The sequence below is a fragment of the Propionimicrobium sp. PCR01-08-3 genome, from assembly GCF_030286045.1.
In the GTDB taxonomy this organism is placed as follows: Bacteria; Actinomycetota; Actinomycetes; order Propionibacteriales; family Propionibacteriaceae; genus Brooklawnia.
In genome coordinates this window covers 60,830-85,379 of the sequence record NZ_CP127390.1, presented here as the reverse complement: position 1 = coordinate 85,379, position 24,550 = coordinate 60,830, and the positions used below count along the sequence as shown (strand labels likewise).

The following is a 24,550-nucleotide window of genomic DNA, read 5'->3' as shown; positions in this document are numbered from 1 at the left end:
CCGACCGTGCCCGGCGATGCCGTTGCAACCAGGCGAAGCGCGAAAATTACCACTGCGGTATTTCCGCCACGTTACGAGTTCGCCCCGGGCGAAAGCCGGTCCGGCTATGTCACTAACATGAGCGAACATGACGAGCCAATACGACTACTTCCGGGAGCCATCCGAGTTCTATCTACGCCAGATGCAGGACGAAGCTGCTGCCCGCTTGGCCATGATCGGCACTGACGCCGACAAAACGGCCGCGGCAAAGCAGCCGAGCGGACGCTCCTATTCAGGCGCATCCGAGTCGCTTCAACGAGACCTCGAGCAGATCGTCGAATCGCATTCCGGCGAACTGCTGAGCCTGCTGCACTCCATCCACGACGAACCGGAGATCGCCTTCCAAGAACGCCGCTCGGCAGCGAAGATCGCGGATCTGCTGGCCGGCAACGGGTTCACGCCGAAGATCGGCGTCCATAGCCTGGACACGGCGATCCGCGCCGAATACACGACCGCGAACTTCGACCCCGCGAAGCATCGCACTATCGGCATTCTCGCCGAATACGATGCCCTGATCGGTTTGGGGCATGGCTGCGGCCATAATGTCATCGCCACCGCAGGAACTGGTGCGGCCATTGCGCTGCGCCAACTCCTGGCCACCGCAAAGGACGCTCCCGAGGGACGCCTCGTCTTCCTCGGCACCCCGGCGGAGGAAGGCCGCTCCGGCAAGGAGTACATGGCGCGTGCGGGCGCATTCGACGATCTGGACGCGGCCATCATGCTGCACCCCTCCGGCAATGACGTCGCCTCCCAGGTGTGGCTGGGTCGTAGACTGCTCTCGGTCACCTTCACCGGACGCAGCGCGCACGCCTCCGCGCAGCCCTATCAGGGACGCAACGCGTTGGACGCCGCATCCCTGGCCTACCAAGCCATCGGTCTGATGCGCCAGCAAATGATCCCGGTCGACCGGGTGCATGCGGTCATCGTCGAAGGCGGCAAGCGTGCCTCGATCATCCCGGACGAGGCCAGGCTCGATCTGTACGCGCGCTCCGAATTCCCCGAGACGCTCCTCGACCTGTCCGAGCGGTTGGAGCACATCTTCCGGGGCGCGGCGATGATGACCGAAACCACGGTCACCCTGAATTGGGACGATGATCCGCCGAGCCTGCCCGTCCGCGCAAATTCGGTGCTCACCGAACGCTGGGTGCTGGGTGAGCGGCGACGCGGACGCAACCCGCTGCCCGCCGGTACCCTTCCCGATACCCAACCGGCCTCCACCGACTTCGGAAACGTCAGCTATCGGGTGCCCGGTATTCATCCCATGCTCAAGGTTGCCCCGGCAGATGTCGCGCTGCACACCGAGGCATTCGTGCAGGCCGCGGAATCTCCGCTGGCCGAGGCCGGAGGAATCGATGGCGCCTACGGGCTCGCTGCCACGGCCCTCGACTTCTTGGCCGACGATGAGCTGGCAGCAGCCGTGAAAGCCGAATTCGAGGCGGCCGGAGGACGCGTCGACGTCGAAAACTTCTTCACCAAATAAACACCCACGGGTTGCGCGAAGATATTCGTTCGCCACGACGGCATCTCACGATTCCGATCGATGAAATGGACGACGGATTATGCACGACCTCCTACCCCATCAAAGGATGGTGATGTCAATGTCTGTTGATGTCGAAAGCAAACAGCGCAAGGGGATGGATCGGTTCCTCAATGGAGTCGAACGCCTGGGAAATAAGCTTCCCGAGCCATTCACGTTGTTCACGGCTCTGTTTCTTATCACCGCCGTGGCCTGCACCATCATGGCATGGTTCAATGTGGTGGTCGATGTTCCCGGAACCGATGAGCCCACGCCTATCAAAGGGTTCTTCACCGGCGAAGGACTGGCCTGGTTTACCTCGAATATCGGTGAAAACTATATCGGTTTCCCACCATTGAAAACCGTCGTCCCGATTCTGTTGGCCATCGCAATTGCCGAGCAAACCGGATTCTTATCCGCGATGATCCGCAAGGTCGTCGGTTCGGCTCCCGGGTGGCTGCTGCCTTATGCGGTCGGGTTCATCGGTGTTGCGGGTTCGATCATGGCCGATTCTGCCTTCGTGGTGATTCCGCCGCTAGCGATGATCGCTTTCAAGGCCGCCGGACGCCATCCCGTCGCGGGCCTGATCGGCGGTTTCGCCGCGGCCGGCGCCGGATATTCGACGAACTTCGTCCCGACGTCGTTGGACGCGTTGTTCGCCGGAATCACGAATTCGGTGATCACCACCGTGCCGATGATCGAGCAGAATGCCGACCCAATCAATCCGGTCTCGAATTACTTCTTCAACCTGGCTTCGGCGTTCGTGCTCGCAATTCTGGCGGGTTTCATCATCGACAAGGTCGTGGAGCCCCAGGTCAACCGGCTGGGCATCTCCCGCGACGAGATCAAGGAGCCGACCGGGCTCACCGAAGAACTCGACGCGATCGTCGATGAGGGCGAAGATACCGGCATCTACGCACAGCGCGGGACCGGCGTGGAGCAGTCCCGCGAGGTGGAAGACCACAAGCTGACCGATATCGAGAAGAAGGGTCTGCGGCGGGCGTTCCTCGTCCTGGGCATCTTGGCCGTGGTGGTGATTGCCGCAATTCTCGTTCCGGCTTCACCGTGGCGCAACGAGGACGGTGGCTTCTTGCCGAAGTCGCCGCTGCTGGATTCGATTGTCTTCCTGGTATTCACCGTTTTCGCGGTCGGCGGCTATGTCTATGGCAAGAAGACCGGTGCGATCACCGGGTATCGCGATGTGCCGAAACTCATGGGTGGCGGCATAGTCGGCATGACATCTTTCCTCGTCCTGGCGTTTGTATTGGGCAATTTCATCGCATTGTTCAATTGGTCGGGTATCGGCAGTTGGATCGCCGTTGAAGGAGCCGAACTGCTCGAGCGCATGCATTTGAGCGGATTCGGTGCGATCGTGCTGTTCATTGTCTTGTGCAGCATCTTGAATCTTTTCATCATTTCCGGTTCGGGGATGTGGGCAATCATGGCGGCGGTCTTCGTCCCGATGTTCGGATTGCTGGGTTACGAACCGTCCTTTATTCAGGGCGCGTTCCGCGTCGGCGATTCGGCTACCCAGATCATCACTCCGATGAATCCTTACATGATCGTTTTCCTCGGATTCTTGCGTCGCTATGAGCCGAAGGCCGGCATGGGCACGATCATCTCCCGGATGCTGCCCTTCGTCATTCCGTTCTGGATTGCTTGGACGGTCATCTTGTTCATCTTCTTCCAGTTCGATCTTCCGATGGGGCCGGGCAACGGAATCATGATGGACATTCCCTGATCTGGCAGACTTGAGGCGTGCCCAGGTTCTTGTCGGTGACCCCGAATTCGCAGCTTCTGCCACTGCCCTGGAGCACGCCTCTCGCCGATTGGCCGGAGAACTATCTGGTTGCCTTGCCGCGAGGTATTTCGCGGCACGTCGTCCGGTTCATCGCCGTTGGTGACGACGTGCTGGCGGCCAAGGAAGTCAATGAGGATCTGGCGCTTCACGAATATCGCCTGTTGCACGATCTGAACAGGCTGCACACTCCGGCCGTGGAGCCGGTGGGCGTGATCAGCGCCCGCCAGGACGGTCGTGGCGAGTCACTCGACCCGATCCTGCTGACCAAGCATCTCGAGTTCGCGTTGCCCTATCGCTCACTGTTCACTCCCGGTGTGCGCAACGAGACCGTTTCCCGGCTGCTGGACGCGATGGTCGTCCTGCTGGCCAGGCTGCATCTGATCGGGCTGATGTGGGGCGATGTCTCGCTCTCGAACATTCTTTTCCGGCGCGATGCCGGCGAGTTCGCTGCCTACCTGGTGGACGCGGAGACCGGCGAGCTGCACGATAAGTTGACCGACGGCCAGCGCAGGCACGATCTCGACATTGCGAGGGTGAACATCTTCGGTGACTTCAGCGACCTGGAGGCAGGCGGCTTGCTGGACGAATCGTTGGATCCCCTGACCATGGTCGACACCATCGAATCCAGATATACCGAGCTGTGGGATGAGCTCACCGGCGTCGAAGAGTTCAGCGGATCGGAGCCGAGCCGGATCGAGGGCCGCGTCCGTAGGCTGAATGCGCTCGGTTTTGATGTGGCGGAGCTAGACATCGACACATCGGTCAACGGCGATACCATCCGGATTCAGCCGAAAGTCGTGGACGCCGGACATCATTCCCGCAGGCTCTTGCGGCTGACCGGGCTCGACACCGAAGAGAATCAGGCCCGCCGGCTGCTCAACGATCTCGACACCTATCGGCTGCGTGAGGGATTGCAGGGGTTGGACGAAGCAGTGGTCGCGCACCGGTGGCTGACCGATTGCTTCGAGCCGGTCGTCAATTCGATTCCGCCCGAGCTGATGGGCAAACGCGATCCGGCGCAGATCTACCACGAATTGCTCGACTATCGCTGGTATCAGTCGCAGCATGAGCGCCGTGAGGTGCCGCTGCTGGAGGCCTCCCGTGGCTATATCCGTGATGTGCTCGCGAATCTTCCGGACGAAGCGCGTATCGCGATGGGCCCCGGCGTGCGGACGCTGGCGAATCCTTACGACCCCTCATTGGGCTACCAGGACGACCCGACGACTGAGACGCTCCCGGCAGTCGTCGACCCGTGGGAGGCCGAGTTGGACGCCATCGACCTGGCCGACGCCTCCCGCCTCGACATCAGCGCCCTGCGGCGCGCAAAAGGAAAGCCCTGACCTGACTACTCGTCGTCGGCGTCCTCATCCGGCTCCTGGTCCTCGGGGTCGGCGGCGTCCGGGGCCGCACCAGAACCGGCGAGCATGGCCTGCATGGCGTCCGAATCGAAACTGAACCAATCCGCGGTGCCCACGGCCGCGGCCGCAGAACTGATGAACTCGATCTCGGGCTGATTGCCGGCGGGCTCGTCGTCCGGTTCTTCGAAGAAGGGATCGAACTCGGGCTCGTCCAACTCGCCGGGTTCGACCGGCCGGGGCCCTGCGTCCACATTCGCGCGCACCTGGTCGCCGATCGAACTGGTACGTGGACGATGCTTACGGATCTCGGCCATTCTTCCTCCACTGAAATCGCGCGGAATGCAGCGTGACAGAGTTTATCCCGCTTCGATTAGCGGCCGGCCCTGGTGCTGATGATGCCGAACGCGTGCGACGCCACAGCCGCCCGACAAGTAAACTCCATCGTGTGAGCTTTCATCTGTTCGACGAACGTGCCGGCACCCTGACCGAATTTGTCCCATTGGTCCCGGGCAAGGTGTCGATCTACCACTGCGGACTGACGGTGCAGTCGGCCCCACATCTGGGGCATATCCGCAAAGAGGTCGTCTTCGACGTGCTGCGGCGCTGGCTCACCGCCGAAGGCTACGAGGTGAAGGTCGTCGCCAACATCACCGACATCGACGACAAGATTCTCGCCAAGTCCAAGGCTCAGGGCATCGAATGGTACGAGCTTGCCTACGCCGTCGAGCTCGAATTGCACAAGGCCTACGAGGCGCTCGGCTGCCTGCCGCCCGACTATGAGCCGCGCGCCACCGGGCACATCCCCGAGATGATCGAGCTGATCAAGGTGCTCATCGAACGCGGTCACGCCTACGCCGCCGAGGACGGCTCCGGCGATGTCTACTTCGACGTACGTTCCTGGCCCGACTACGGCGAACTGTCGAATCAGCGGATCGACGACATGGCTCCGGCCGCAGACGCCGACCCGCGCGGCAAGCGCGATCCAAGAGACTTTGCGCTGTGGAAGGGCACCAAGCCCGGCGAGCCCGCCACCGCGTCCTGGCCAACCCCGTGGGGCAACGGACGCCCCGGCTGGCACCTCGAATGCTCCGCGATGAGCCTCAAGTATCTGGGCAGTGAGTTCGACATCCACGGCGGCGGACTCGACCTGCGCTTCCCGCATCACGAGAATGAGCTGGCACAATCACGCGCCGCAGGCCACGGCTTCGCGAAGTACTGGATGCACAATGCCTTCGTCACGATGGCCGGCGAGAAAATGAGCAAGTCGCTGGGCAACGGCACCGTGGTGACCGAGGTCACCCGCGAGTATCCGGCCCGCGCGGTGCGGCTCTACCTGGCCCAGCCGCACTACCGTTCGGCCGTCGAATTCAGCCCGACCTCGCTGGCCGAGGCGACATCGCAGCTGGAACGCATCGACTCCTTCCTGACCAGGGCAGGCGCGACCGGGGAATTCACCTTCACCTTCTCGCAGCTGCCGCAGGCCTTCGTCGAGGCCATGGACGACGATCTGGGCACCCCGGCCGCCGTCGCCGTGATCTTCGACACCGTGCGGCAGGGCAACCGCCATCTGGACGCCGGGGATTCCGAGGCCGCTCAGCAGGCGCTGACGCAGGTGCGCGCGATGCTGTCGGTGCTCGGCCTGGATCCCTTCGATCCTGCCTGGGCCGGGAGTTCGGGCGGCGACGATCTGAGCGGTGTCGTGGACGGCCTCGTCCAGTTGATCTTGGATCAGCGTGCTCAGGCTCGCTCCCGCAAGGACTGGGCGGCTGCTGACGCGATCCGCGATCAGCTGACCGCGCTCGGCCTGACCATTGAGGACACTCCCGACGGCGCCCGCTGGAGCCGTTGACCGACGTCCACTACGCGTAGAACAACTACTGACTAAGGAGAATCCGTGGCGACTGGGCGCAAAGTAGGATCCGGCGGGCACCGCAAGCGCGGGCTGGCCGGACGCGGTCCGACCCCCAAGGCCGAGGATCGTCCTTATCACAAGGCATATAGGGGCAAGCAGGGCTCCGACCAGCGGCACGCCGGTGGCGGGCAGGGCTCACATGGTGGCCAGAACAAGGGCCGCAGCCAGGGCAAGGGCGCGGGCGCCGATTGGGTGGTCGGACGCAACCCCGTGCTGGAGGCCATGATGGCCGGCCTGCCGATCAAGACCGCCTATGTCGCCGAGGGCGCCGAGCGGGACGACCGGCTGAACGAGATCTTCCGGTACGCCGCCGAACATTCGATCTCGCTGCTGCAAACCAGGCGCATCGAACTCGACCGGCTGACCGGCGGCGCGGTGCACCAGGGAGTTGCCTTGCAGCTGCCCGGCTATGACTACGCCTTCCCGCCCGATCTCATCGCGGACGCGGTGAACGACGAATCCAAGACGGGGCTGCTGGTGGCCCTCGACGGCATCACCGACCCCCACAATCTCGGCGCGATCGTCCGCTCGGCCGCTGCTTTCGGCGCTCACGGCGTGATCATCCCCGAGCGCCGCAGCGCCTCGGTGACCGCGGTGGCGTGGAAGTCGTCCGCCGGAGCGCTGGCCCGGGTGCCGGTCGCCAAGGCCACCAATCTGAACCGGGTGCTGCAGGACGCCGCGAAAGCCGGGTTCACGGTTGTCGGGCTGGCGGGCGAGGGCGATACGGACATCTCCGGTGTGCCGGGGGCCGACGGCCCGGTGCTGCTGGTCGTCGGCTCGGAGGGCGCCGGGCTGGCCCGGCTCACCAGAGAGCGTTGCGATGTGCTGGCGCGCATCCCGATTGCGAGCGATGTCGAAAGCCTGAACGCGTCGGTGGCTGCGTCCGTGGCGCTCTATGAGATCGCTCGCTGCCGCGGGAGCCTCGCGGAGTGAGGAGCACCCTCGTTCGGGCCAAAACCCAATATTTGATATGATTTTCCCTATCAAAAGAGGTAACTGGACCAAGGCACAGCTGCCTGCCGGTCACAACCATGGAGGCTGATGTCAATGGCATCCGACGACGCAGTTCTGGTGCTCAATCCCGCCGATGACGTTGCGGTGGCGCGCCGGAAGCTTCTCCCCAGCGAGACGATCATCGTCGGCGAGAATCAGCTCACGATCCAGGACGTCATCCCTCTCGGCCACAAGGTCGCCTTGCATGACATCGCCGAGACCGATCCGGTGACCAAGTATGGCTACCAGATCGGCGTTGCCCTGCAGCCCATCACGGCCGGCCAGCACGTTCACGTGCACAACTTGGTGTTCTCCAACCACCACAAGCCCAAGGCCTCCGAGCTCGACCATGACGCCTGGGCGGCCCCGGAGCTGCCCGAGCGCCGCACCTTCATGGGCGTCCGGCGCAACGATGGCACCACCGCCACTCGCAATTACATCGCCGTGCTGTCGACGGTGAACTGCTCGGCGAATGTCTGCGAGATCGTGGCCAACGAGGCCGGCAAGCGCGGGCTACTCGACGACTATCCCAATGTCGACGGCGTGATCCCGCTCGTCCATGGGTTGGGCTGCGGCATGGCGACCAGCGGGCTCGACCTGCTGCAGCGCACCCTCGCCGGTTTCGCCACCCACCCGAACGTCTCGGGCGTGATCGTGATCGGGCTCGGCTGCGAGGTCAATCAGGTCGATCTGATGATCAAGCAGATCCACGCCCGCCGCGGCGTCGCCCAGGAGCGGATGACCATTCAGCAGTCCGGCGGCACTCGCGCGACCGTCGAAGCCGCCCTCGAAGGCATTAAGAAGATGCTGCCGAGCGTCAACGAATCCTTCGTGCGCACCGAGCGTCCGGTCAGCGAACTGGTGCTCGGGCTCAACTGCGGCGGTTCGGACGGTCTGTCCGGGCTGACCGCCAATCCCGCGCTCGGCTACGCGTCCGATTTGATCGTCGCCCAGGGTGGACGATCGGTGCTCGCCGAAACACCCGAGATCTACGGCGCCGAATCACTGCTCGTCCACCGCTCGACCAGCGAGGAGACCTCGCAGCGCCTGATGGACAAGATCGCCTGGTGGGAGGACTACACCTCGAAACTGGGCGCCTCGATGGACGCGAACCCCTCCCCCGGCAACAAGGCCGGCGGCATCACCACCATCTTGGAGAAGTCGCTCGGCGCGGTCGCCAAGTCGGGCCACGCCCCCTTGCAGGCCGTGTACGACTACGCGGCTCACATCGACCAGCCCGGACTCGGCTTCATGGACACTCCCGGATACGATCCGGTCTCGGTGACCGGTCTGCTCGCCGGTGGCGCCAACCTGATCTGCTTCACCACCGGACGCGGCTCCGCGCTGGGCACCGCCCCCGCCCCGACCCTCAAACTGGCCACCAACAATGCCCTGGCCGCCCGGATGCCCGAGGACATGGACATCAACTGCGGGCCGATCTTCTCCGATGGTGTGCCGGTCGCCGAGAAGGGTCTCGAAATCTACAACGCCCTGCTCGATCTGGCCAGCGGCAACCCGTCGAACAGCGAGTCGCTGGGGTACGGACGCAACGAATTCCAGCCTTGGCATATCGGCGTCGTAATGTAATGCGTGAACCCACCGATTGGTGCCGTGATACACGGCAACGACGCACAGTACACGGAAATCGGTGGACCCAGGTATGGTGCGGACGCCCCGAACGAAAGGCAGAATGCAATGGCGCAGCCCAAGGTACGGACCCTGCAGCGAAAGGTGTTACGCGACACGGTCTATGAGTCGCTGGTCAGCATGCTCATGTCGGGCTCGCTGGCCCCGGAGACTCCACTCAGCATCGATGGGTTGGCCGCGGAACTCGGAGTATCCCCGACGCCGGTGCGTGAAGCGCTCGTTCACATGGAGCGCACCGGCCTGGTCACCCGCGCACCCCTGCGTGGCTACCGTGTCGCACCGCCGTTGACTCCCGATCAGATCGGCCAGCTGTGCGACACCAGGCTGATCCTTGAGCCCGGCGCGTTGATCCTGGCCTTCAAGCGGGTGGACGAATTAGGTCCCGCGCTGGCCAAGGCACACACGAAACATGAGAAGAGCGCCAAGGCGGTGGCAGGTATCGTCCCCGACAAGACCACGATGAACGCGTACCGCGACTATATGGACGCCGACTGGGCCTTTCACAACACGATCTTCAGGTTCACCGACAACGTCTACCTGCAGAACACCGCAGATCAGCTACCGGCCCACCTGCACAGGCTGCGCCAATCCGTCCGGCGGGGCATCAACGATTCCGAACTCGCGGTATCCGAGCATGCGGCGGTATTGGCCGCGGTCGAGGCCCATGACCTGGAGACGGCACGGCAGGCACTGTACGACCACATCAGCAACGTGAAAGACCGCTCGCTGCGCGACGAGTCGGATCCCGCCGCCTGATCACCGGCTGTGCCCGGACAAGCCACAAGGTGCATCCGGGATACACTGAGACCGCGATTGATCCCTTCGTCCAGGAGTATCCGTGACCGACCCTGATGCCCTCGCCACCACCGCCTATCAGGCCATGCTGACCCTCGTCGGGCAGACCGAACCACGCATCGCCGAAGCGATCAAGGCGGAGCTGCACGACCAACGGCATTCGCTGAAACTGATCGCGTCCGAAAACTACGCGTCGCTGACGACCCTGCTGGGGCTCGGCACCTGGCTTTCGGACAAGTACGCCGAGGGCACCATCGGGCACCGCTTCTATGCCGGCTGCCAGAACATCGACACCGTCGAGCAGGTGGCCGCCGAGCACGCCGAAGCGCTCTTCGGCGCCGATCACGCCTATGTGCAGCCGCACTCGGGCATCGACGCCAACCTGGTCGCCTACTGGGCCATACTCGCGCACCTGATCGAGACCCCTGCGCTTGAGAAGTATCAGGCCAACACCGTCAACGACCTCAATCAATCCGATTGGGACGAGCTGCGTCACGCGCTCGGCAACCAGCGCCTGATGGGCATGAGCCTGGACGCGGGCGGCCACCTCACCCACGGTTTCCGCCACAACATCTCCGGCAAGATGTTCGACCAGCGCAGCTACGGCACCGACCCGGCGACCGGTCTGCTGGACTACGAGGCCGTGCGCAAGCAGGCCAAGGAATTCAAGCCGGCGATCCTGGTTGCGGGCTATTCGGCTTATCCGCGCCGCATCAACTTCGCCATCATGCGCGAGATCGCCGACGAGGTCGGCGCCGTGCTGATGGTCGACATGGCCCACTTCGCCGGACTCGTGGCGGGTAAGGCATTCACCGGGGACGAGAATCCGGTGCCCTTCGCGCACATCACCACGACCACCACCCACAAGTCGCTGCGCGGCCCCCGCGGTGGCATGGTGCTGGCCACCAAGGAGTTTGCCGCCGATGTCGACCGCGGCTGCCCGATGGTGCTCGGTGGTCCGCTCGGCAACATGATGGCAGGCAAGGCCGTGGCGCTTGCCGAGGCCCGCCAGCCCAGCTTCCAGACCTACGCCCAGCAGATCCTGGACAACTCGAAGGCCCTTGCCGAAGGCCTGTTGAGGCGCGGTGCCACGCTGGTCACCGGCGGCACCGACAACCACATCGTGCTGCTCGACGTGGCCACCTCGTTCGGTGTGACCGGACGCCAGGCCGAGAACGCTCTGATCGATTCGGGAGTGGTCACCAACCGCAACTCGATCCCGCACGACCCGAACGGCGCCTGGTATTCGTCCGGTATCAGGCTGGGCACCCCGGCCCTGACCAGCCGGGGCTTCACCCCGGCCGATATGGACCAGGTCGCCGGGTTCATCGTGGACGCATTGAGTGCGACCACCCCGACCACCACGTCGGCCGGTACTCCGAGCAAGGCCAAATACACCATCGCCGACGGTGTGGCCGAGCGCACCAAGGCCGCCGCGGACGAGCTGCTGGGCAACCACCCGCTGTACCCGGGCCTGGAGCTCTGAGCTTTATGCTTTTGTCGGATCGTGACATCTGTGGCCAGGTCGAAGCGGGACGAGTCAGCCTCGACCCGTGGGACGCGGACATGGTGCAGCCCGCAAGTATCGATGTGCGGCTCGACCGCTACTTTCGCATCTTCGAGAACCACCGCTACGACGCGATCGACCCCGCCGCCGACCAATCCGAGCTGACCCGCATGGTCTCCCCCGACGGGGACGAGCCGTTCGTGCTGCATCCCGGCGAGTTCGTGCTGGGCGCGACCTACGAGTATGTGACCTTGCCGGACGATATCGCCGCCAGACTCGAAGGAAAATCCTCGCTCGGACGCCTCGGCTTGCTGACCCACTCGACGGCGGGATTCATCGACCCCGGCTTCTCGGGCCATGTCACCCTCGAATTGAGCAACATGGCGACCCTGCCCATCAAGCTCTACCCGGGCATGAAGATCGGCCAGCTGTGCTTCTTCCAGCTCAGCTCACCGGCCGCACACCCCTACGGATCGGCGACGACCGGCTCGCACTATCAAGGCCAGCGCGGCCCCACCGCGAGCCGTTCGCACCTGCATTTCTCCAGGATCTCGGTGCCGCGCAACCCCGAGCTCGAGAGCTAAAGTTCCAGCAGCGAGATCGTCTGACCGTCTCCCAATTCGACCGCTCCACCCAGATCGACTTCGATGCTCTGTCCCGGTTCCAGACGGACGCTCTCGCCATCGGGGAAGACCACGACCGTGCCGTTCGTAGAGTTCATGTCCGTCACCTCGACGGCCGACCCGACCGGCTCAATACGCACGTGAGTACGGCTGATGTCGTGGTTCGGGCTGAGCACTCGAACGGTCTTCTCGCCGTTCTGGCCGTTGGGTGAGCGTCCGATCAGCACCGGCCCGTCCAAAGCGATCTGCTCGCCGGACGAGGTCATCAGAGCAGGCGTCGAGGCCGAGGCGTCGGCGTCCGGCTCGGGTGGAGCCGACGAGGTAGGCGATGCGCCGAAACCGGCGGCACCCCACGGCCCTGTGGTCCCCGATGCCCCGAGAGGCTGGTTCGCGGCACCCGTGGCTCCCGGCGACAAACTGCCCGGCTCCTGGCCAGGCGCGTAATCGGGACGCTGGCCCAAGACCTGGGTCGGCTCTCGCCGCACTGCAGGCGGAACATCGTCCGGTGCCGGAGCCAGCCTGTCATCGGCATCGTCGGCAGCGCCATGAGATGCCGAGGAATCCGATGCCTCCGGGGCAACTGCTTGAGGGATCTCGTCTTCGGGCGCCACGGTAGCCGATTCCGACGAGACATCGCTATCGTCGACGACCTGATCCGCGGCCTCGGGAGCGGACCAACGGGACGCCGGGGAAGGCTCAGCGTCCGCACCGGACCATCGGGGCTCGGCCTGTTGATCGGCTTCTGGCAACGGAACTTCGTCTTCAGCCGAAGCAGGGTCCCAATTTGCGGGCTGCGAAACGCCACCGGACACTCCGCCTCTGGACCACGGGGTGACGCCTGATTGCCGGGATTCCGAGAACTCAGCGTCCGACTCCCGCACAGCCTCAGCGACGTCCGCCGCACGCTCGGCAGCATGATCAGCCACCGCATCAGGGGCTTCCGACCGGTCGGCGGCACTCTCACCGTGTCTTGGTTCATCAGGTGCCGAGTCGTCGGAAGCCGGTTCATCGAAAGCTGGTTCATCAGATGACGAGCCGTCGGCTCCCCAGGCATCCGGGTTGGGCGGCACCGACATGGTCAACAGCGGCATCGAGGGCTCTGCCGCTCCGGCAGCCGCGCCAAAGCCCGCCCCCGCGGCCGAGCCGCCTGCTGTTCCCAGCGTGGCACCGAACGGCGAGTCGTAGAGGCTGACGGAATCCTCCACCTGGCCTCCGGCACCGGCATCATATCGGGCGAGGGCCGCCTGGCGTTCCGGAGTCGCGGCAGCATCTGCCACCACCCGTGCCTGCCCGGCGCTGGTGGTGAGCCCAGCGGACGGTTTTGCCGCAGCGGGGGCTACCGCGCCGGGGGCTGCGTCCAGGTAGATCGTGGCTGCCTGTACCGCGCCGACCACCAGGGGCAGTTCGATCTGTTCGCCGCCGTCCGGCAACTCGTCCAATGGCAGATGGATCGATGACGAAGCCAGCGTCGCTTCTCGCCACGTGAAGGCACCCTCACCCGAAGCGATCTCGGCGTCCGATTCGGCGTCAAAGACCTTCATCGAACCGCGCAGCAGGCAGTGCAGTTGCTCGTCGTCCCAGAAGAAGACAGCCAAGTTGGACATCGAATCGAGCCCGTGTGCCGCGAGCGTGCGAGAAATATCGGCGACGGACGCGCAGTCGAGCAGTTGCGTCCACAGTTTTGCGACGAATTCGGATCTGTCCGCCTGGGTCGGCTCGAGAACCACCATCGAGGTCGGGCCGCTCAATACCGTCCAACGTCCGTGAATATAGCTGGCACGCCACGCGCCGTAGGGGGTCTTCATCGCGTTCTCCTCCCGAGAAGCCAGTCAGGGCGCCACCCAGCGCTGCTGGGTTTCCACCTTCAAGACTGTCAGCATCCGGGCTTGTGGGCAATCATCCCCGCCGGTGAGCCATCCCCCGAACGATACCGTCGCCGATCGACTGCACCAGCTGGACGATGACGATCATCGCCACGATGGCCATCGCCAGCACCTCACCGTTGAACCGCTGATAGCCGTAGCGGATGGCGAAATCACCGATGCCGCCGCCGCCGATGGCGCCTGCCATCGTCGAGTAGCCGATCAGTGTGACCAGGGTCAAGGTGGCGCCCGAGACCAGGCCGGGCATCGATTCGGGCAGCAGCACCTTCCAAACGATCTGCCAGGTGTTGGCGCCCATCACCTGAGCCGCCTCGATCTTGCCCGATTCGACCTCGCGCAACGCGGATTCGACCACTCGCGCATAAAACGGGATCGCGCCGACCGATAGCGGCACGATGGCGGCGGTCGGTCCGTAGGCGGTGCCGACCAGCCAGCGGGTGAGGCTGAGTAACGCGATCATCAAGATCAGGAACGGCAGGGAGCGCGCGATGTTCACGATCGCGCCGACGATTTGGTAGACGACCTGTTGCGGACGCAGGCCATCGGGCGAGCTGAGTCGCAAAATCACGCCGACCGCCAGCCCCAGCACGGTGACGATCACGAACGAGACGCCGACCATCCACGCGGTGTCACCGAGAGTGCCCACCATTTCGGGGAAGGCTTCGGTCCAGGAGACCTTTCTCATGGTCGCGTGCTCGCTTCCCGGTCGGTTAATTGTTCTGGCGGCCTCGCCAATCGTTCACGCGACCGGGACGGGCGCAAATAGGCACTGTTCATAACCGCGCGCTCACTTCCCGGTCGGTCAAGTACTGGTGGACGGCCGCCCTGTCGTAGACGCCATCCGGGTGTGACAACGCGACACGCAGCCGGCCCACCTTCTGCCCCGCGATCCAGTCGACCGAGCCCCCGAGGATCGAGACATCGAGACCGAAATGCTTGGTCAGCCCCGAGATGACCGGCTCCGAGGTGTGGCCGCCGACAAATGTCAGCACCATCGACCGCTCGTCGGGGTCGAGTGCCGGGTCTCCGGTCGGCAGCAGGATGTCGGCGAGCCGAGAATTCGGGTTCGCGACCAGCTCGACCAGCGGCCCGTGCTCGGCCACGCGTCCGTTTGCCATCAGGGCTGCCGAGTCACAGATACGGCGCACCACTTCGGACTCGTGGGTGATCAAGACGACCGTGACACCGGTTTCCTCGTTGATCTTCTTCAGCAGATCGAGGATCTGCTCGGTGGTGGCGGGGTCCAAGGCGCTGGTGGCCTCGTCGCAGAACAGCACCTGGGGCCCGGCAGCGAGCGCGCGGGCGATGCCCACACGCTGTTTCTGGCCACCGGACAGTTGCGAGGGGTACGAGCCGGCCCGGTCATCGAGCCCGACCAGCTTCAGCAGTTCGTCCACCCTTGCCTTGCGCTGAGGCCCGGCCACGCCCTGAATCTCCAGCGGAAATGCGACATTCGCGGCCGCGGTTCGGCTCCCCAGCAGGTTGAAGTGCTGGAAGATCATGCCCATCGTATGCCGGATCTCACGCAGCTGAGCCCGGTTAAGTGAGGTGAGCTCAGTACCGGCCACTTCCACCGAACCCGACGTCGGACGCTCGAGTGCGGTCAGGCAACGCATCAGCGTCGTCTTGCCGGCCCCACTGCGTCCGAGGATGCCGAAGATGCCGCCGTCGGGCACGTGCAGGCTGACGTCCTGCACGGCCGCAACGGCTTTGCCACCTTTTCCGTAAACCTTCGTCAGGTTCTTGACGGTGATCATTCAATTAGCTCTCGGTGGCCGGCAGTACGCTGCCCTGGTAGTTATCGGTGATGAACTGCGCGAGTTCGGGAGATTCGAGAGCCTCCGCCAGCTTCTGGACGCGGGGGTCGTCCTTCAGGGTTTCCTTGGTGACCAGCACATTGGCGTAGGGGTTGTTCTCGGCAGTCTCCAGCGCGAGGGAATCGTCCGAGGGAATCAGGCCGGCCTCAAGTGCGTAGTTGCCGTTGACGATCGACAGCGTCACACCCGGGTCGTCGAGCGAGGCAGCGAGTTGCGGACGATCGATCTTGATGAAGGAAATGTTCTTCGGGTTCTCCGAGACATCCGCGTCGGTCACCTGCGAGTAGTCGAGATCCGGATCGTCACGGTTCACGTCGAGGGTCAGCAGACCGGCATCCTCCAGCAGGAACAGACCGCGTGCCTGATTGGTGGCGTCCGCCGGAATCGCGATCACCGCACCATCAGGAACGTCATCGAGTGAAGTGAGCTTCTTGGAGTAGAGGCCCAACGGCTCGACATGCACGGTGGCGACGGCAACCAGATCCGAGCCCTCATGATTGGCATTCCAGTCATCGAGGTAGGGCACGTGCTGGAAGAAGTTGGCGTCCATATCGCCGGCCTCGGTCAACTGGTTGACGTCAACGTCACCGGAGATCTCGGTGATATCGACCTTGACGTCACCCAGCAGGCCCAGGTCTTCGGCCTCGCGGATGAGTTCGGCGTGGGGAATGACGTCGGCCATCACCTTGAGAGGTTCGGAGATGTCGGCGGAGCCGTCGCCGCTCGACGAGCCACCGCAGGCGGCCATCGAAGTGAGCAGGGTGGCGGCAACCGTGGCGGTGAGCAGTTTTCGAAGTCGCATGGAACAAATCCTATTCATCGTGTTCGGCGGATGTTTGATCGTCCACAGCACGGCCCGCAGCGGTCTCTGCGTAGGTTCCAGGGCAGCGATCGCTGCGACTCACGTCTTGGAGGAGCGATCGGTCCGTGCTGTCAGAGCGGCATTCGCCGACAGCACACGGGCATTATCATCGAGCAAGCGCGGGTTGCGCTGCTGGTGCTGATGATCTGGCCCATGGCCATGACAGTACTTCATGGCCGGTGGGCGGGCCAAAACGGGGAAGCTGTGTCACGCCTGACTCATGCAAGACTGGTATATGGCTATCACCGTGCGGCCCGCGAAGGCGTTCGACGATGTTGCGACGCTCGTCGGGCCCAAGAAGCCGACCTCGAATGTGTGCTTCTGCCTGAGCTATCGGCTGGACAGCAAGGAGCATCTCGCCCTGCACGGGCCCGCCCGCGGCGAGCGGATGCGGGAGCTGTGCGCCGAGGATCCGCCGCCCGGCGTCATCGCCTACCTGGACGACGAACCCGTCGGCTGGGCAGCGGTGTATCCCCGGGCCGGGACGAGCTTCGCCACCAATCGGCGGATCCCGCAGGTGGACGACCTGGATGTCTGGTCACTGTGGTGTTTGCGGGTCCGCCCCGGCTACCGGAAACAGGGCATCACGCATTCGTTGATCGACGGTGCGGTCGAGTATGCCAAGAATTCCGGCGCGCCCGCCGTCGAGGCCTACCCCGTCGACAACAAGGGCGAGAAGGTCGATCTGACAATGGCATACGTCGGCACGCGGAAGCTGTTCGAGGATGCCGGATTCACCAAAGCAGCCGACACGAAGTCGGTCCTCAACGGCTTCCCGCGCGTCCTGATGCGGAAGATGCTCGACTGCCGGTGATGCAGATCCAGGCGCATGGCATCCGCTGAACATTGTGTTGATCCAGCGCCCATCGTGGCCGTCGGATCGACACGGCATGCACTCCCCCCGACTTCGTAAACGGGTCATCCACCCACCTGCGGGCGTTCCTGCCTCGGCCCAGGGATCTGGTGGGCCTTAAACTGAGCCCGTGCGCAATGTGGTGATTCTTGGTTCTACCGGCTCGATCGGGACGCAGGCCATCGACGTGATCCGGCAGCGGCCCGGACAGTTCAACGTGGTGGGGTTGTCGGCGGGCGGTTCGTCGCTGGATCTTTTGTGCGAGCAGGTTCAGGCCATGCGTCCGAATGTGGTTGCCGTCGCCGATGAACAAGCAGCCGACCAATTGCGCAGCCGGATATCCGACGATGTCGACGTGTGGGCAGGGACCGAGGCGTCCACCAAGCTCGCCCGCTACGAAGGCGCAGACGTGGTGCTGAACTCGATCACCGGAGCGGCCGGTCTCGAACCGACGCTGGCGACCCTCGATGCGGGAATCACGCTGGCCCTGGCCAACAAAGAGTCGCTGGTGATCGGCGGCCGACTCGTGACCGACGCCGCAGCGCCCGGACAGATCGTCGCCGTCGACTCCGAGCACTCGGCGTTCGCTCAGGCACTCCGAGCTGGCAAAAAGTCCGAGGTGCGCAAGCTGATTCTTACTGCGTCCGGCGGGCCGTTCCGCGGCCGCAGCCTGGCCGAACTCGCCGGCGTCACCCCCGAGCAGGCCATGGCACACCCCACCTGGGCGATGGGCAGAGTGATCACCATCAACTCGTCCACCCTCGTCAACAAGGGATTGGAGCTGCTCGAAGCGAGCCTGCTGTACGACGTGCCGCTGGACGCCATCCAGGTCGTCGTCCATCCGCAATCGATGGTGCACTCGATGGTCGAATACGTCGACGGCTCCACCATCGCCCAGTGCTCGCCGCCCGACATGCGGCTGCCGATCGCGTTGGGGCTGACCTGGCCCGACCGGGTTCCGGACGCAGCACCCGCCTTCGATTGGACGCAGGCGACTGCCTGGACCTTCGAACCGCTCGACAACGAGGCCTTCCCGGCCGTCGAACTGGCCCGCCGCGTCGGCAAGGTCGGCGGAGTCGCACCCGCGGTCTTTAACGGCGCGAACGAGGTCTGCGTCGATGCCTTCTGCAACGGCAGGCTGTCGTTCACCGGCATCGTGGACACCATCACGGCTTGTGTCGATGCCCTGCTCGGCGCCGATAGACCCGACTTCGGCGAGTACTCGGTCCGCGCGGTGCTCGCTGCGGACGCCTGGGCCCGGCAAGCCGCCGCCCGGTTGATCGAGGCGTGAGCATTGAGGACGCGGCTGCCGCCTGATCTGTTCACCGGTTCAATTCCCGGTCTCTCACCGACGAGGCGATCGTCGCCGCCCAGCCCGACTATGTGCTGGTGACCAGCATGATCGGCAGCAACGACGAGGCGAAGGCCAAACTCGACGAACAGTTCGCGTCCAACCAGGCCTGGCAGGCGGTCAATGCTGTGCGCAATGGCAAGGTCATTTACCTGCCTCAACAGTATTTCTTGTACAACGCGGGCCCCTACTACGCTGATGTCGTGGAATATCTCGCTGCCTGTCTGCACCCCGACGTATACGGTGAGCCCGTCGAGCCGGCATGAGTCAACCCGTTGTGACCTCGACCGGGTGGGACAAGACGCAGTCTCGCCCGGGGTTTCGTCCGATCGTCTTCGTTGTTCTACTGGTGCTACTCGTCGCGGCGTTCGTCTACGGAGTGGGCACCGGGAGCATCGAACTGGCCCCGGGACAGGTGCTGCGGGGCATCTTCGGGCCCGACGACTACGAATGGCACCGGGTTGTCTGGGACATCCGGCTGCCCCGGGTGCTGCTGGCGGCCATGGTCGGCGCCAACCTCGCCACCTCGGGCGTGATCTTGCAGGCCATCATGGGCAATCCGCTGGCTGACCCTGGGATCATCGGTGTCTCATCGGGTGCCGGATTGTTCGGCATCGTCATCTTGCTGGCCTTCCCCGCCCTCTACATGATGGTGCCGGTTTTCGCCTTCATCGGTGCCCTGGGTGCCTGCATCATCATCTATATGCTCGCCTGGAAGGGCGGCATTCAGCCGATGCGGATCATCTTGGCCGGCGTCGCCGTTTCGACGTTGTGCAGCGCGGGTATCTCGGCTGTCATGGTGCTGTACTCCGACCGCGTGCAGAACGCCCTGCTTTTCATGAACGGCTCGCTGTCGATGCGCAGTTGGGGTGAGGTGCAGCAGCTGTGGCCCTACAGTCTGCTCGCGCTGGCTGCCGCACTGGTCTGCACCCGAAGGCTCGACGTGATCGTGCTCGGGGACGACATCGCCCGCTCGATGGGCATGAATGTGCAAGCCAACCGGATCTTGCTGACCGCAGTGGCTGCGCTGCTAGCAGCCAGCGCGGTCAGCGCCGTCGGACTGCTCGGCTTCGTCGGCCTGATCGTGCCGCACATCATGCGGCTGATTCTCGGCACCAACCACACCTTCCTGGTTCCCGGTTCGATTCTGTTCGGTGCCGCGTTGGTGATGTTCAGCGACACGGTTGCCCGCACCCTGTTCAGCCCGGTCGAGATTCCGGTCGGCATCGCGATGGCCGTGCTGGGCGTGCCATTCTTCCTCTTCTTGCTAAGGAGGGCGATGTGAATATCCCGATACTCAGCACTCGTGATCTGCGGCTGAATCTCGGCGGCCACGAGATCCTGCACGGCATCAACCTCGACTTCTCGGCACACAAGATCCACGCCATTCTCGGGCCGAACGGTTGCGGCAAGACCACCCTGGTCAAGGGCATGTGCGGGGCGGCGAAACTCAGTCAGGGCGAGGTCTTTCTGGACGGACGGCCGATCAGCGGACTCAGCGCGGCAAAGATGGCCCGCAAGATGGCGCTCGTGTGGCAGGGCGGTCATATCACCGGCGATCTGACCGTGCAGCGGCTGGTGAGTTATGGACGCTACGCGCATCTGCCCTGGTGGCAGCTGCGTCCGCCCACCCATGACCATGCGGTGGAACATGCCATGGCGCGCACCGGGGTGCTGCCGATGGCATCTCGCCGCGTCGAAACCCTGTCGGGCGGCGAACGGCAACGGGTCTGGCTGGCTGCGGCACTGGCTCAGGAGCCGGAACTGCTGCTGCTCGATGAGCCCACCACCTATCTCGACATCGCCCATCAGATCGACATCTTGGAGCTGGTCCGCAAGCTCAACCAGACCAGCGGACTCACCGTGGTCATGGTGCTGCACGATCTCACCCAGGCCGCCCGCTACTGCGACGACTGCGTGGTGATGGGCGATGGCAGAGTGCTGCGTCAAGGCCGGCCGGACGAAGCCCTCTCCTGGGCGGCGATCGCCCAGGATTTCTCAGTCGATTCGTGGGTGACCAACGATCCGCAGGGCGGGCGTCCGGTGGTCGCACCGCGCGCCCGGGTGCGACGGTCGAATAACTTCGGGCCCGACCGGCAATCAACAAATTAGGGAGAAGACAAAATGAAACGAATCTTCGCGTCCATCGCGACCGCAGTCCTGATCGGCGCTGCGGTGGTCGGCTGTGGCTCATCGTCCGATGACACCAGTTCGCCGGCCGAAACACCGAGCGCGCCCGCAACCAGCGCAAGCGCCCCCGCGTCCTCGGCAACACCGACCGGCGAGGCGACACTGACCGAAGAAAATGGCCTACTGGTCGACACCGACAAAGATGCCAACGTCATCGAGGGCGCCGGCTTCGACATCACCATCGATCCGGAGGCGAAAACGGCCACCTTCCAGCAGATCGATCCGGCAAGCGGCGAGGAGTTCCAGAACGTGGATGTCTTCGGCTATGAGAACGGTGTCTTCAGGCGAACCATCTACGTCTCTGCGATGGGCGTCACTTACGTCTATTACGCCGATCTCGCCACGGGCGAGTTGCAGTCCATCCAGAACGCCGCGGGCGAGGACGTCAGCGAAGCTGCGCGAGAACAGGGCCACTGGGACAGTGCAGCGTCGGGCACCCAAACCGAACGTGAGAATATCGAGTCGTACTTTGAGGCCCGTTACGGAATGACCATCGCGGAAGCAGTGGGGGCCTGATCACGGTTTGATTCCGGGCTCGGTGGCTCGCCGGTCCCGTTATGCCGAACTCTTGACCAGCTGGCTGACGCGCTGGGGCGACATCCCCAGGGCCTCGGCTACGTCCCGTTGGCTTATTCCCATCGCCCGTAGGTCGCGGATCGCCGCGCGGCGCTTCTGGGCTGCCGAGGCCAATTCGGCCCGGCCGAGTTCCTCGTCCTTCTCCGCATCCACAAGCTGAGCGGATACAGCCTCCGGCACGTGGACCTTGACGTCGACCTTCACATCGTCTTCGGGAATATCAAGGTACGCAGCAACGATTCCTCTGCCGATATCCGCGGCATCCCGCAACGCTCGAGTCTGACCGGCGATATCGAGATTTCGCACATCAAGCACCCACCGGCGCCCTTCCCGGCTCACATCAATGGTGTAAGTGGTCATTTGCTTGTCCTCTCCGGCTACTTCCAACTGTCCGGAACCTCGTCCAGCTTCGCGGCGATCTTTCGCAGCACGCCCGCGGTTACTTCTCGATGGTGCGGAACAACCAGCTTCGTCTTGCCATCGGGTGATCCCCAGATCTCATGGGAACCAGCGGCATTCCGCAGCCATACCCACCCCTGCCCAGTAAGTACCGCCGTTACATCTCGATACTTCTGGGGCTTCATGATCGAAGTCTAGTGGGGCTTTATTGCTGACTCAAGAGGCCATGGACTCGCTTGTCGCCTGATATTCCTTAGCGATAGCAGCAACTATGTAGTCTCGGACCGTCCAAACAGATCGCCAGCACCCAGAGTTAACGCGTTCCGTTATTGACGACGTCCGTTAACCATGTCATGCTGGTCAAATGATCAGGTCGTTCGGGAGCAAAGACACCGAGCAGATCTGGCACGAGCAGTATGTCAAGGGCGTTGACCGCGTATTACAACGGGCGACCCTGCGAAAACTGGAGATGATCCATGCGGCCAAGAACGTCGAGGACCTCCGTATCCCACCGGGAAATCGTTTGGAACGGCTGACCGGCGATCGTCGCGGCCAGTACAGCATCCGCGTCAACACGCAGTGGCGGATTTGTTTTGTTTGGACTGAAGGAGGTGCAGAAGATGTCGAGCTCATCGACTACCACTGAGACCGATTTGATGGAGCCGATCCATCCAGGCGAGATCCTGCTGGAAGATTTCATCGAGGGATTCGGAATCACACAGAACAAGCTTGCGTTGTCGATCGAAGTGCCGCCCCGGCGGATCAACGAAATCGTTCACGGCAAGCGGGGGATCACTGCCGACACCGCAATTCGTCTGGCACGATACTTCGGGACCTCCGAAGAGTTCTGGATGAACCTGCAGTCGAACTACGAGTTGCGCCTTGAGCGTCGCGCATTGCGTGAGGTTGTGGCCTCGATCAAGCCTTTGAAGGCCGCATAAGAACGAACCACCTTGCTGTGGACGAGCGGAGAACCCATGAAGATCAGCCGTATCGAGACGTTCATCCTCAAGGTGCCGCTGGGCGGCGACCGCTTCTTCTCGTCCCAGGCGGCCTTCCCCGAACGCAACAGCTTCTTGGTGAAACTGACCACCGATGACGGCTTGACCGGGTGGGGCGAAGGTGGCCAATATGGCCCGGCCGAACCCGTCAAGGCATGTGTCGAGCACGTGCTCGGCCCGACTTTGCTCGCCATGCCGGACGCCTCCCCCGGCTTGGTTTGGGACACGCTCTATACCCAAACCCGGGATTTCGGTCAGAAGGGCGCTTACATCGAGGCCATCAGCGCGATCGACATCGCGCTGTGGGATCTCGCCGGAAAGGCGCTCGGGGTTCCGGTCTCCACGCTGATGGGCGGACGCTTCCGCGACAGCGTCCAGGCTTATGGCACCGGCGGCTACTACCGCGAGACGACCTTCGATCCGGCACGCGACCTTAGCGCGCTGCAATCCGAGATGGAACGTTACGCCGCCACCGGGTTCGCGATGCTCAAGATCAAGATAGGCCTGCTGCCGGTGCGCCAGGACGCAGCCCGGATCGCCAGAGTGCGGCAAGCCCTCGGCGACGACTTCCACCTGCTGACCGACGCCAACCATGCGTATAACTCGAGCACTGCCGTGCTGATGGGCCGTCATCTTGAGGACGCGGGCGTCGAGATGTTCGAAGAGCCGGTACCGCCCGAGGACCGCGAAGGATATGCCCGGGTGCGCACCGCGCTGAGCGTCCCGATCGCCGGTGGCGAGGCCGAGTACACCCGCTATGGGTTCCGTGATTTCATTGCCGGGGGCTGCGTCGATATCGTCCAGCCGGACATCTGCGTGTGCGGCGGTATCTCGGAGGCGATGAAGATTCAGGCGCTGGCGTCCGCTCATAATCTGCGCGTGGTGCCGCATGTCTGGGGGTCGGGCATCGCTCTTGCTGCGGGCTTACAGGTCTGCAGCGCCCTGCCGCTGACGCCGTTTGGATACGTGCCGGTGCCGCTGCAGAACGAGCCGGTGATCGAATTCGACAGGACCCGAAATCCGTTGCGCGATGACCTGCTAACTACGCCTTTCACGCTGCATGACGGTCGAGTCGCCGTTCCCGATCGCCCGGGTCTGGGTGTCGATGTCGATCCCGAGGTGCTGAACCGCTACCGCGTCGCCTGAGCCCCCGGCTCTAGACTGAGCCCGTGCCCGGATGGCCCCGATTACGGCGAACTCTCGGTTGACAGCGTGCTCGCCGCAGACGCCTGGGCCGCGAGTTCACAGCAGGTCTCATCGGGTAGCGCCATGTCGGGTAGTACGCACGCGACCATTTGGACGTAACGGCGGTCGCGTCCCCTAGATAAGGCGTGCTCCGATTAATGCGCCACATGCACTAGCGGCACTGGGACCGCTGTCCGGGCGTGTTCGGCAGCATCGACTCACTCGTGTGCCTCCTTGTACGC

24 protein-coding genes and 1 pseudogene are annotated in these 24,550 nt (G+C 63.8%); 18 read left to right on the top strand and 7 right to left on the bottom strand.

Annotated elements, in window-relative coordinates:
- The first annotated feature begins 127 nt into the window (after nucleotides 1–127).
- From QQ658_RS00380 to QQ658_RS00370, 3 genes are all read left to right on the top strand, one after another.
- The gene (locus QQ658_RS00380) at nucleotides 128–1,519 is read left to right on the top strand and encodes an amidohydrolase (protein WP_286025712.1); all 1,392 of its coding nucleotides are present in this window, start codon (nucleotides 128–130) and stop codon (nucleotides 1,517–1,519) included.
- Nucleotides 1,520–1,637: 118 nt separating this feature from the next.
- Nucleotides 1,638–3,296: an AbgT family transporter gene (locus QQ658_RS00375; RefSeq protein WP_286025711.1), complete on the top strand. Its 1,659-nt coding sequence runs from the start codon at nucleotides 1,638–1,640 to the stop codon at nucleotides 3,294–3,296.
- Nucleotides 3,297–3,313: 17 nt separating this feature from the next.
- Entirely contained in the window at nucleotides 3,314–4,696 is a 1,383-nt protein-coding gene (locus tag QQ658_RS00370) for a DUF4032 domain-containing protein (protein WP_286025710.1), read from the top strand.
- A 5-nt stretch (nucleotides 4,697–4,701) separates the two neighbouring features.
- Here QQ658_RS00370 and QQ658_RS00365 read toward each other — a convergent pair whose 3' ends face one another.
- Complete coding sequence (locus tag QQ658_RS00365; protein WP_286025709.1) at nucleotides 4,702–5,028, bottom strand: hypothetical protein; 327 nt, start codon at nucleotides 5,026–5,028, stop codon at nucleotides 4,702–4,704.
- 131 nt (nucleotides 5,029–5,159) lie between these two features.
- On the opposite strand from QQ658_RS00365, the gene cysS reads away from it, so the two are divergent.
- The 6 genes from cysS (at nucleotide 5,160) to dcd (ending at nucleotide 12,152) form a co-directional block, all read left to right on the top strand.
- Nucleotides 5,160–6,563: a cysteine--tRNA ligase gene (gene cysS / locus QQ658_RS00360; protein WP_502928924.1), complete on the top strand. Its 1,404-nt coding sequence runs from the start codon at nucleotides 5,160–5,162 to the stop codon at nucleotides 6,561–6,563.
- Nucleotides 6,564–6,608: 45 nt separating this feature from the next.
- Nucleotides 6,609–7,559 (top strand): 23S rRNA (guanosine(2251)-2'-O)-methyltransferase RlmB, encoded by a 951-nt coding sequence (gene rlmB, locus QQ658_RS00355; RefSeq protein ID WP_286025708.1) that lies wholly within the window; start codon nucleotides 6,609–6,611, stop codon nucleotides 7,557–7,559.
- A 114-nt stretch (nucleotides 7,560–7,673) separates the two neighbouring features.
- On the top strand, nucleotides 7,674–9,206 hold the full coding sequence (locus tag QQ658_RS00350; protein WP_286025707.1) for a UxaA family hydrolase: 1,533 nt from the start codon (nucleotides 7,674–7,676) through the stop codon (nucleotides 9,204–9,206).
- A 108-nt stretch (nucleotides 9,207–9,314) separates the two neighbouring features.
- Nucleotides 9,315–10,022: a GntR family transcriptional regulator gene (locus QQ658_RS00345; protein ID WP_286025706.1), complete on the top strand. Its 708-nt coding sequence runs from the start codon at nucleotides 9,315–9,317 to the stop codon at nucleotides 10,020–10,022.
- Nucleotides 10,023–10,104: 82 nt separating this feature from the next.
- Complete coding sequence (locus QQ658_RS00340; protein WP_286025705.1) at nucleotides 10,105–11,547, top strand: glycine hydroxymethyltransferase; 1,443 nt, start codon at nucleotides 10,105–10,107, stop codon at nucleotides 11,545–11,547.
- Between the two features lie 5 nt (nucleotides 11,548–11,552).
- On the top strand, nucleotides 11,553–12,152 hold the full coding sequence (gene dcd / locus QQ658_RS00335) for a dCTP deaminase (RefSeq protein ID WP_286025704.1): 600 nt from the start codon (nucleotides 11,553–11,555) through the stop codon (nucleotides 12,150–12,152).
- Here dcd and QQ658_RS00330 read toward each other — a convergent pair.
- The 4 genes from QQ658_RS00330 to QQ658_RS00315 form a co-directional block, all read right to left on the bottom strand.
- A complete protein-coding gene (locus tag QQ658_RS00330) occupies nucleotides 12,149–13,996 on the bottom strand; it encodes an FHA domain-containing protein (RefSeq protein ID WP_286025703.1) in 1,848 nt (615 codons plus the stop codon). The genes dcd and QQ658_RS00330 overlap by 4 nt on opposite strands.
- Nucleotides 13,997–14,087: 91 nt before the next feature.
- Nucleotides 14,088–14,759: a methionine ABC transporter permease gene (locus QQ658_RS00325; RefSeq protein WP_286025702.1), complete on the bottom strand. Its 672-nt coding sequence runs from the start codon at nucleotides 14,757–14,759 to the stop codon at nucleotides 14,088–14,090.
- An 88-nt stretch (nucleotides 14,760–14,847) separates the two neighbouring features.
- A complete protein-coding gene (locus QQ658_RS00320; protein ID WP_286025701.1) occupies nucleotides 14,848–15,831 on the bottom strand; it encodes a methionine ABC transporter ATP-binding protein in 984 nt (327 codons plus the stop codon).
- 4 nt (nucleotides 15,832–15,835) lie between these two features.
- Nucleotides 15,836–16,693, bottom strand: a complete 858-nt coding sequence (locus QQ658_RS00315; protein WP_286025700.1) for a MetQ/NlpA family ABC transporter substrate-binding protein — start codon at nucleotides 16,691–16,693, stop codon at nucleotides 15,836–15,838.
- A gap of 295 nt (nucleotides 16,694–16,988) precedes the next feature.
- Between QQ658_RS00315 and QQ658_RS00310 the strand changes: the two genes are divergently transcribed.
- From QQ658_RS00310 to QQ658_RS00285, 6 genes and pseudogenes are all read left to right on the top strand, one after another.
- Nucleotides 16,989–17,567, top strand: coding sequence for a GNAT family N-acetyltransferase (locus tag QQ658_RS00310; protein ID WP_286025699.1), 579 nt, complete (start codon nucleotides 16,989–16,991; stop codon nucleotides 17,565–17,567).
- A gap of 169 nt (nucleotides 17,568–17,736) precedes the next feature.
- Nucleotides 17,737–18,897, top strand: a complete 1,161-nt coding sequence (gene dxr, locus QQ658_RS00305; protein WP_286025698.1) for a 1-deoxy-D-xylulose-5-phosphate reductoisomerase — start codon at nucleotides 17,737–17,739, stop codon at nucleotides 18,895–18,897.
- A gap of 59 nt (nucleotides 18,898–18,956) precedes the next feature.
- A pseudogene (locus QQ658_RS00300) lies at nucleotides 18,957–19,223 on the top strand (ABC transporter substrate-binding protein); the annotation flags it as partial.
- Nucleotides 19,220–20,242, top strand: a complete 1,023-nt coding sequence (locus tag QQ658_RS00295; protein WP_353057932.1) for a FecCD family ABC transporter permease — start codon at nucleotides 19,220–19,222, stop codon at nucleotides 20,240–20,242. The pseudogene QQ658_RS00300 and the gene QQ658_RS00295, both read left to right, overlap by 4 nt.
- Entirely contained in the window at nucleotides 20,239–21,069 is an 831-nt protein-coding gene (locus QQ658_RS00290; RefSeq protein WP_286025697.1) for an ABC transporter ATP-binding protein, read from the top strand. Before QQ658_RS00295 ends, QQ658_RS00290 begins: the two co-directional genes overlap by 4 nt.
- Nucleotides 21,070–21,081: 12 nt before the next feature.
- Nucleotides 21,082–21,663 carry a hypothetical protein gene (locus QQ658_RS00285; RefSeq protein WP_286025696.1) on the top strand — a complete coding sequence of 194 codons (582 nt, stop codon included), beginning with the start codon at nucleotides 21,082–21,084 and terminating at the stop codon, nucleotides 21,661–21,663.
- Nucleotides 21,664–21,702: 39 nt separating this feature from the next.
- Here QQ658_RS00285 and QQ658_RS00280 read toward each other — a convergent pair whose 3' ends face one another.
- The gene (locus tag QQ658_RS00280) at nucleotides 21,703–22,083 is read right to left on the bottom strand and encodes a helix-turn-helix domain-containing protein (protein ID WP_286025695.1); all 381 of its coding nucleotides are present in this window, start codon (nucleotides 22,081–22,083) and stop codon (nucleotides 21,703–21,705) included.
- A 17-nt stretch (nucleotides 22,084–22,100) separates the two neighbouring features.
- Nucleotides 22,101–22,307: a type II toxin-antitoxin system HicA family toxin gene (locus QQ658_RS00275; protein WP_286025694.1), complete on the bottom strand. Its 207-nt coding sequence runs from the start codon at nucleotides 22,305–22,307 to the stop codon at nucleotides 22,101–22,103.
- Between the two features lie 179 nt (nucleotides 22,308–22,486).
- Here QQ658_RS00275 and QQ658_RS00270 point away from each other — a divergent pair, with 179 nt between their 5' ends.
- The 3 genes from QQ658_RS00270 to QQ658_RS00260 are packed head-to-tail and all read left to right on the top strand — an operon-like array spanning nucleotide 22,487 to nucleotide 24,269.
- On the top strand, nucleotides 22,487–22,768 hold the full coding sequence (locus QQ658_RS00270) for a type II toxin-antitoxin system RelE/ParE family toxin (RefSeq protein ID WP_286025693.1): 282 nt from the start codon (nucleotides 22,487–22,489) through the stop codon (nucleotides 22,766–22,768).
- Nucleotides 22,743–23,063 carry a HigA family addiction module antitoxin gene (locus QQ658_RS00265; RefSeq protein ID WP_286025692.1) on the top strand — a complete coding sequence of 107 codons (321 nt, stop codon included), beginning with the start codon at nucleotides 22,743–22,745 and terminating at the stop codon, nucleotides 23,061–23,063. Before QQ658_RS00270 ends, QQ658_RS00265 begins: the two co-directional genes overlap by 26 nt.
- A gap of 36 nt (nucleotides 23,064–23,099) precedes the next feature.
- Nucleotides 23,100–24,269, top strand: a complete 1,170-nt coding sequence (locus tag QQ658_RS00260) for a mandelate racemase/muconate lactonizing enzyme family protein (protein ID WP_286025691.1) — start codon at nucleotides 23,100–23,102, stop codon at nucleotides 24,267–24,269.
- Nucleotides 24,270–24,550: the final 281 nt, after the last annotated feature.

Coding starts and splice junctions, on each gene's coding strand:
- QQ658_RS00320 (WP_286025701.1), bottom strand. CDS start 15,831: ATGATCACCGTCAAGAACCTGACGAAGGTTTACGGAAAAGGTGGCAAA.
- QQ658_RS00315 (WP_286025700.1), bottom strand. CDS start 16,693: ATGCGACTTCGAAAACTGCTCACCGCCACGGTTGCCGCCACCCTGCTC.
- QQ658_RS00265 (WP_286025692.1), top strand. CDS start 22,743: ATGTCGAGCTCATCGACTACCACTGAGACCGATTTGATGGAGCCGATC.
- QQ658_RS00345 (WP_286025706.1), top strand. CDS start 9,315: ATGGCGCAGCCCAAGGTACGGACCCTGCAGCGAAAGGTGTTACGCGAC.
- QQ658_RS00380 (WP_286025712.1), top strand. CDS start 128: ATGACGAGCCAATACGACTACTTCCGGGAGCCATCCGAGTTCTATCTA.
- QQ658_RS00280 (WP_286025695.1), bottom strand. CDS start 22,083: ATGACCACTTACACCATTGATGTGAGCCGGGAAGGGCGCCGGTGGGTG.
- QQ658_RS00375 (WP_286025711.1), top strand. CDS start 1,638: ATGTCTGTTGATGTCGAAAGCAAACAGCGCAAGGGGATGGATCGGTTC.
- QQ658_RS00295 (WP_353057932.1), top strand. CDS start 19,220: ATGAGTCAACCCGTTGTGACCTCGACCGGGTGGGACAAGACGCAGTCT.
- QQ658_RS00350 (WP_286025707.1), top strand. CDS start 7,674: ATGGCATCCGACGACGCAGTTCTGGTGCTCAATCCCGCCGATGACGTT.
- QQ658_RS00285 (WP_286025696.1), top strand. CDS start 21,082: ATGAAACGAATCTTCGCGTCCATCGCGACCGCAGTCCTGATCGGCGCT.
- QQ658_RS00270 (WP_286025693.1), top strand. CDS start 22,487: ATGATCAGGTCGTTCGGGAGCAAAGACACCGAGCAGATCTGGCACGAG.
- QQ658_RS00310 (WP_286025699.1), top strand. CDS start 16,989: ATGGCTATCACCGTGCGGCCCGCGAAGGCGTTCGACGATGTTGCGACG.
- QQ658_RS00275 (WP_286025694.1), bottom strand. CDS start 22,307: ATGAAGCCCCAGAAGTATCGAGATGTAACGGCGGTACTTACTGGGCAG.
- dcd (WP_286025704.1), top strand. CDS start 11,553: ATGCTTTTGTCGGATCGTGACATCTGTGGCCAGGTCGAAGCGGGACGA.
- QQ658_RS00330 (WP_286025703.1), bottom strand. CDS start 13,996: ATGAAGACCCCCTACGGCGCGTGGCGTGCCAGCTATATTCACGGACGT.
- QQ658_RS00260 (WP_286025691.1), top strand. CDS start 23,100: ATGAAGATCAGCCGTATCGAGACGTTCATCCTCAAGGTGCCGCTGGGC.
- QQ658_RS00365 (WP_286025709.1), bottom strand. CDS start 5,028: ATGGCCGAGATCCGTAAGCATCGTCCACGTACCAGTTCGATCGGCGAC.
- QQ658_RS00325 (WP_286025702.1), bottom strand. CDS start 14,759: ATGAGAAAGGTCTCCTGGACCGAAGCCTTCCCCGAAATGGTGGGCACT.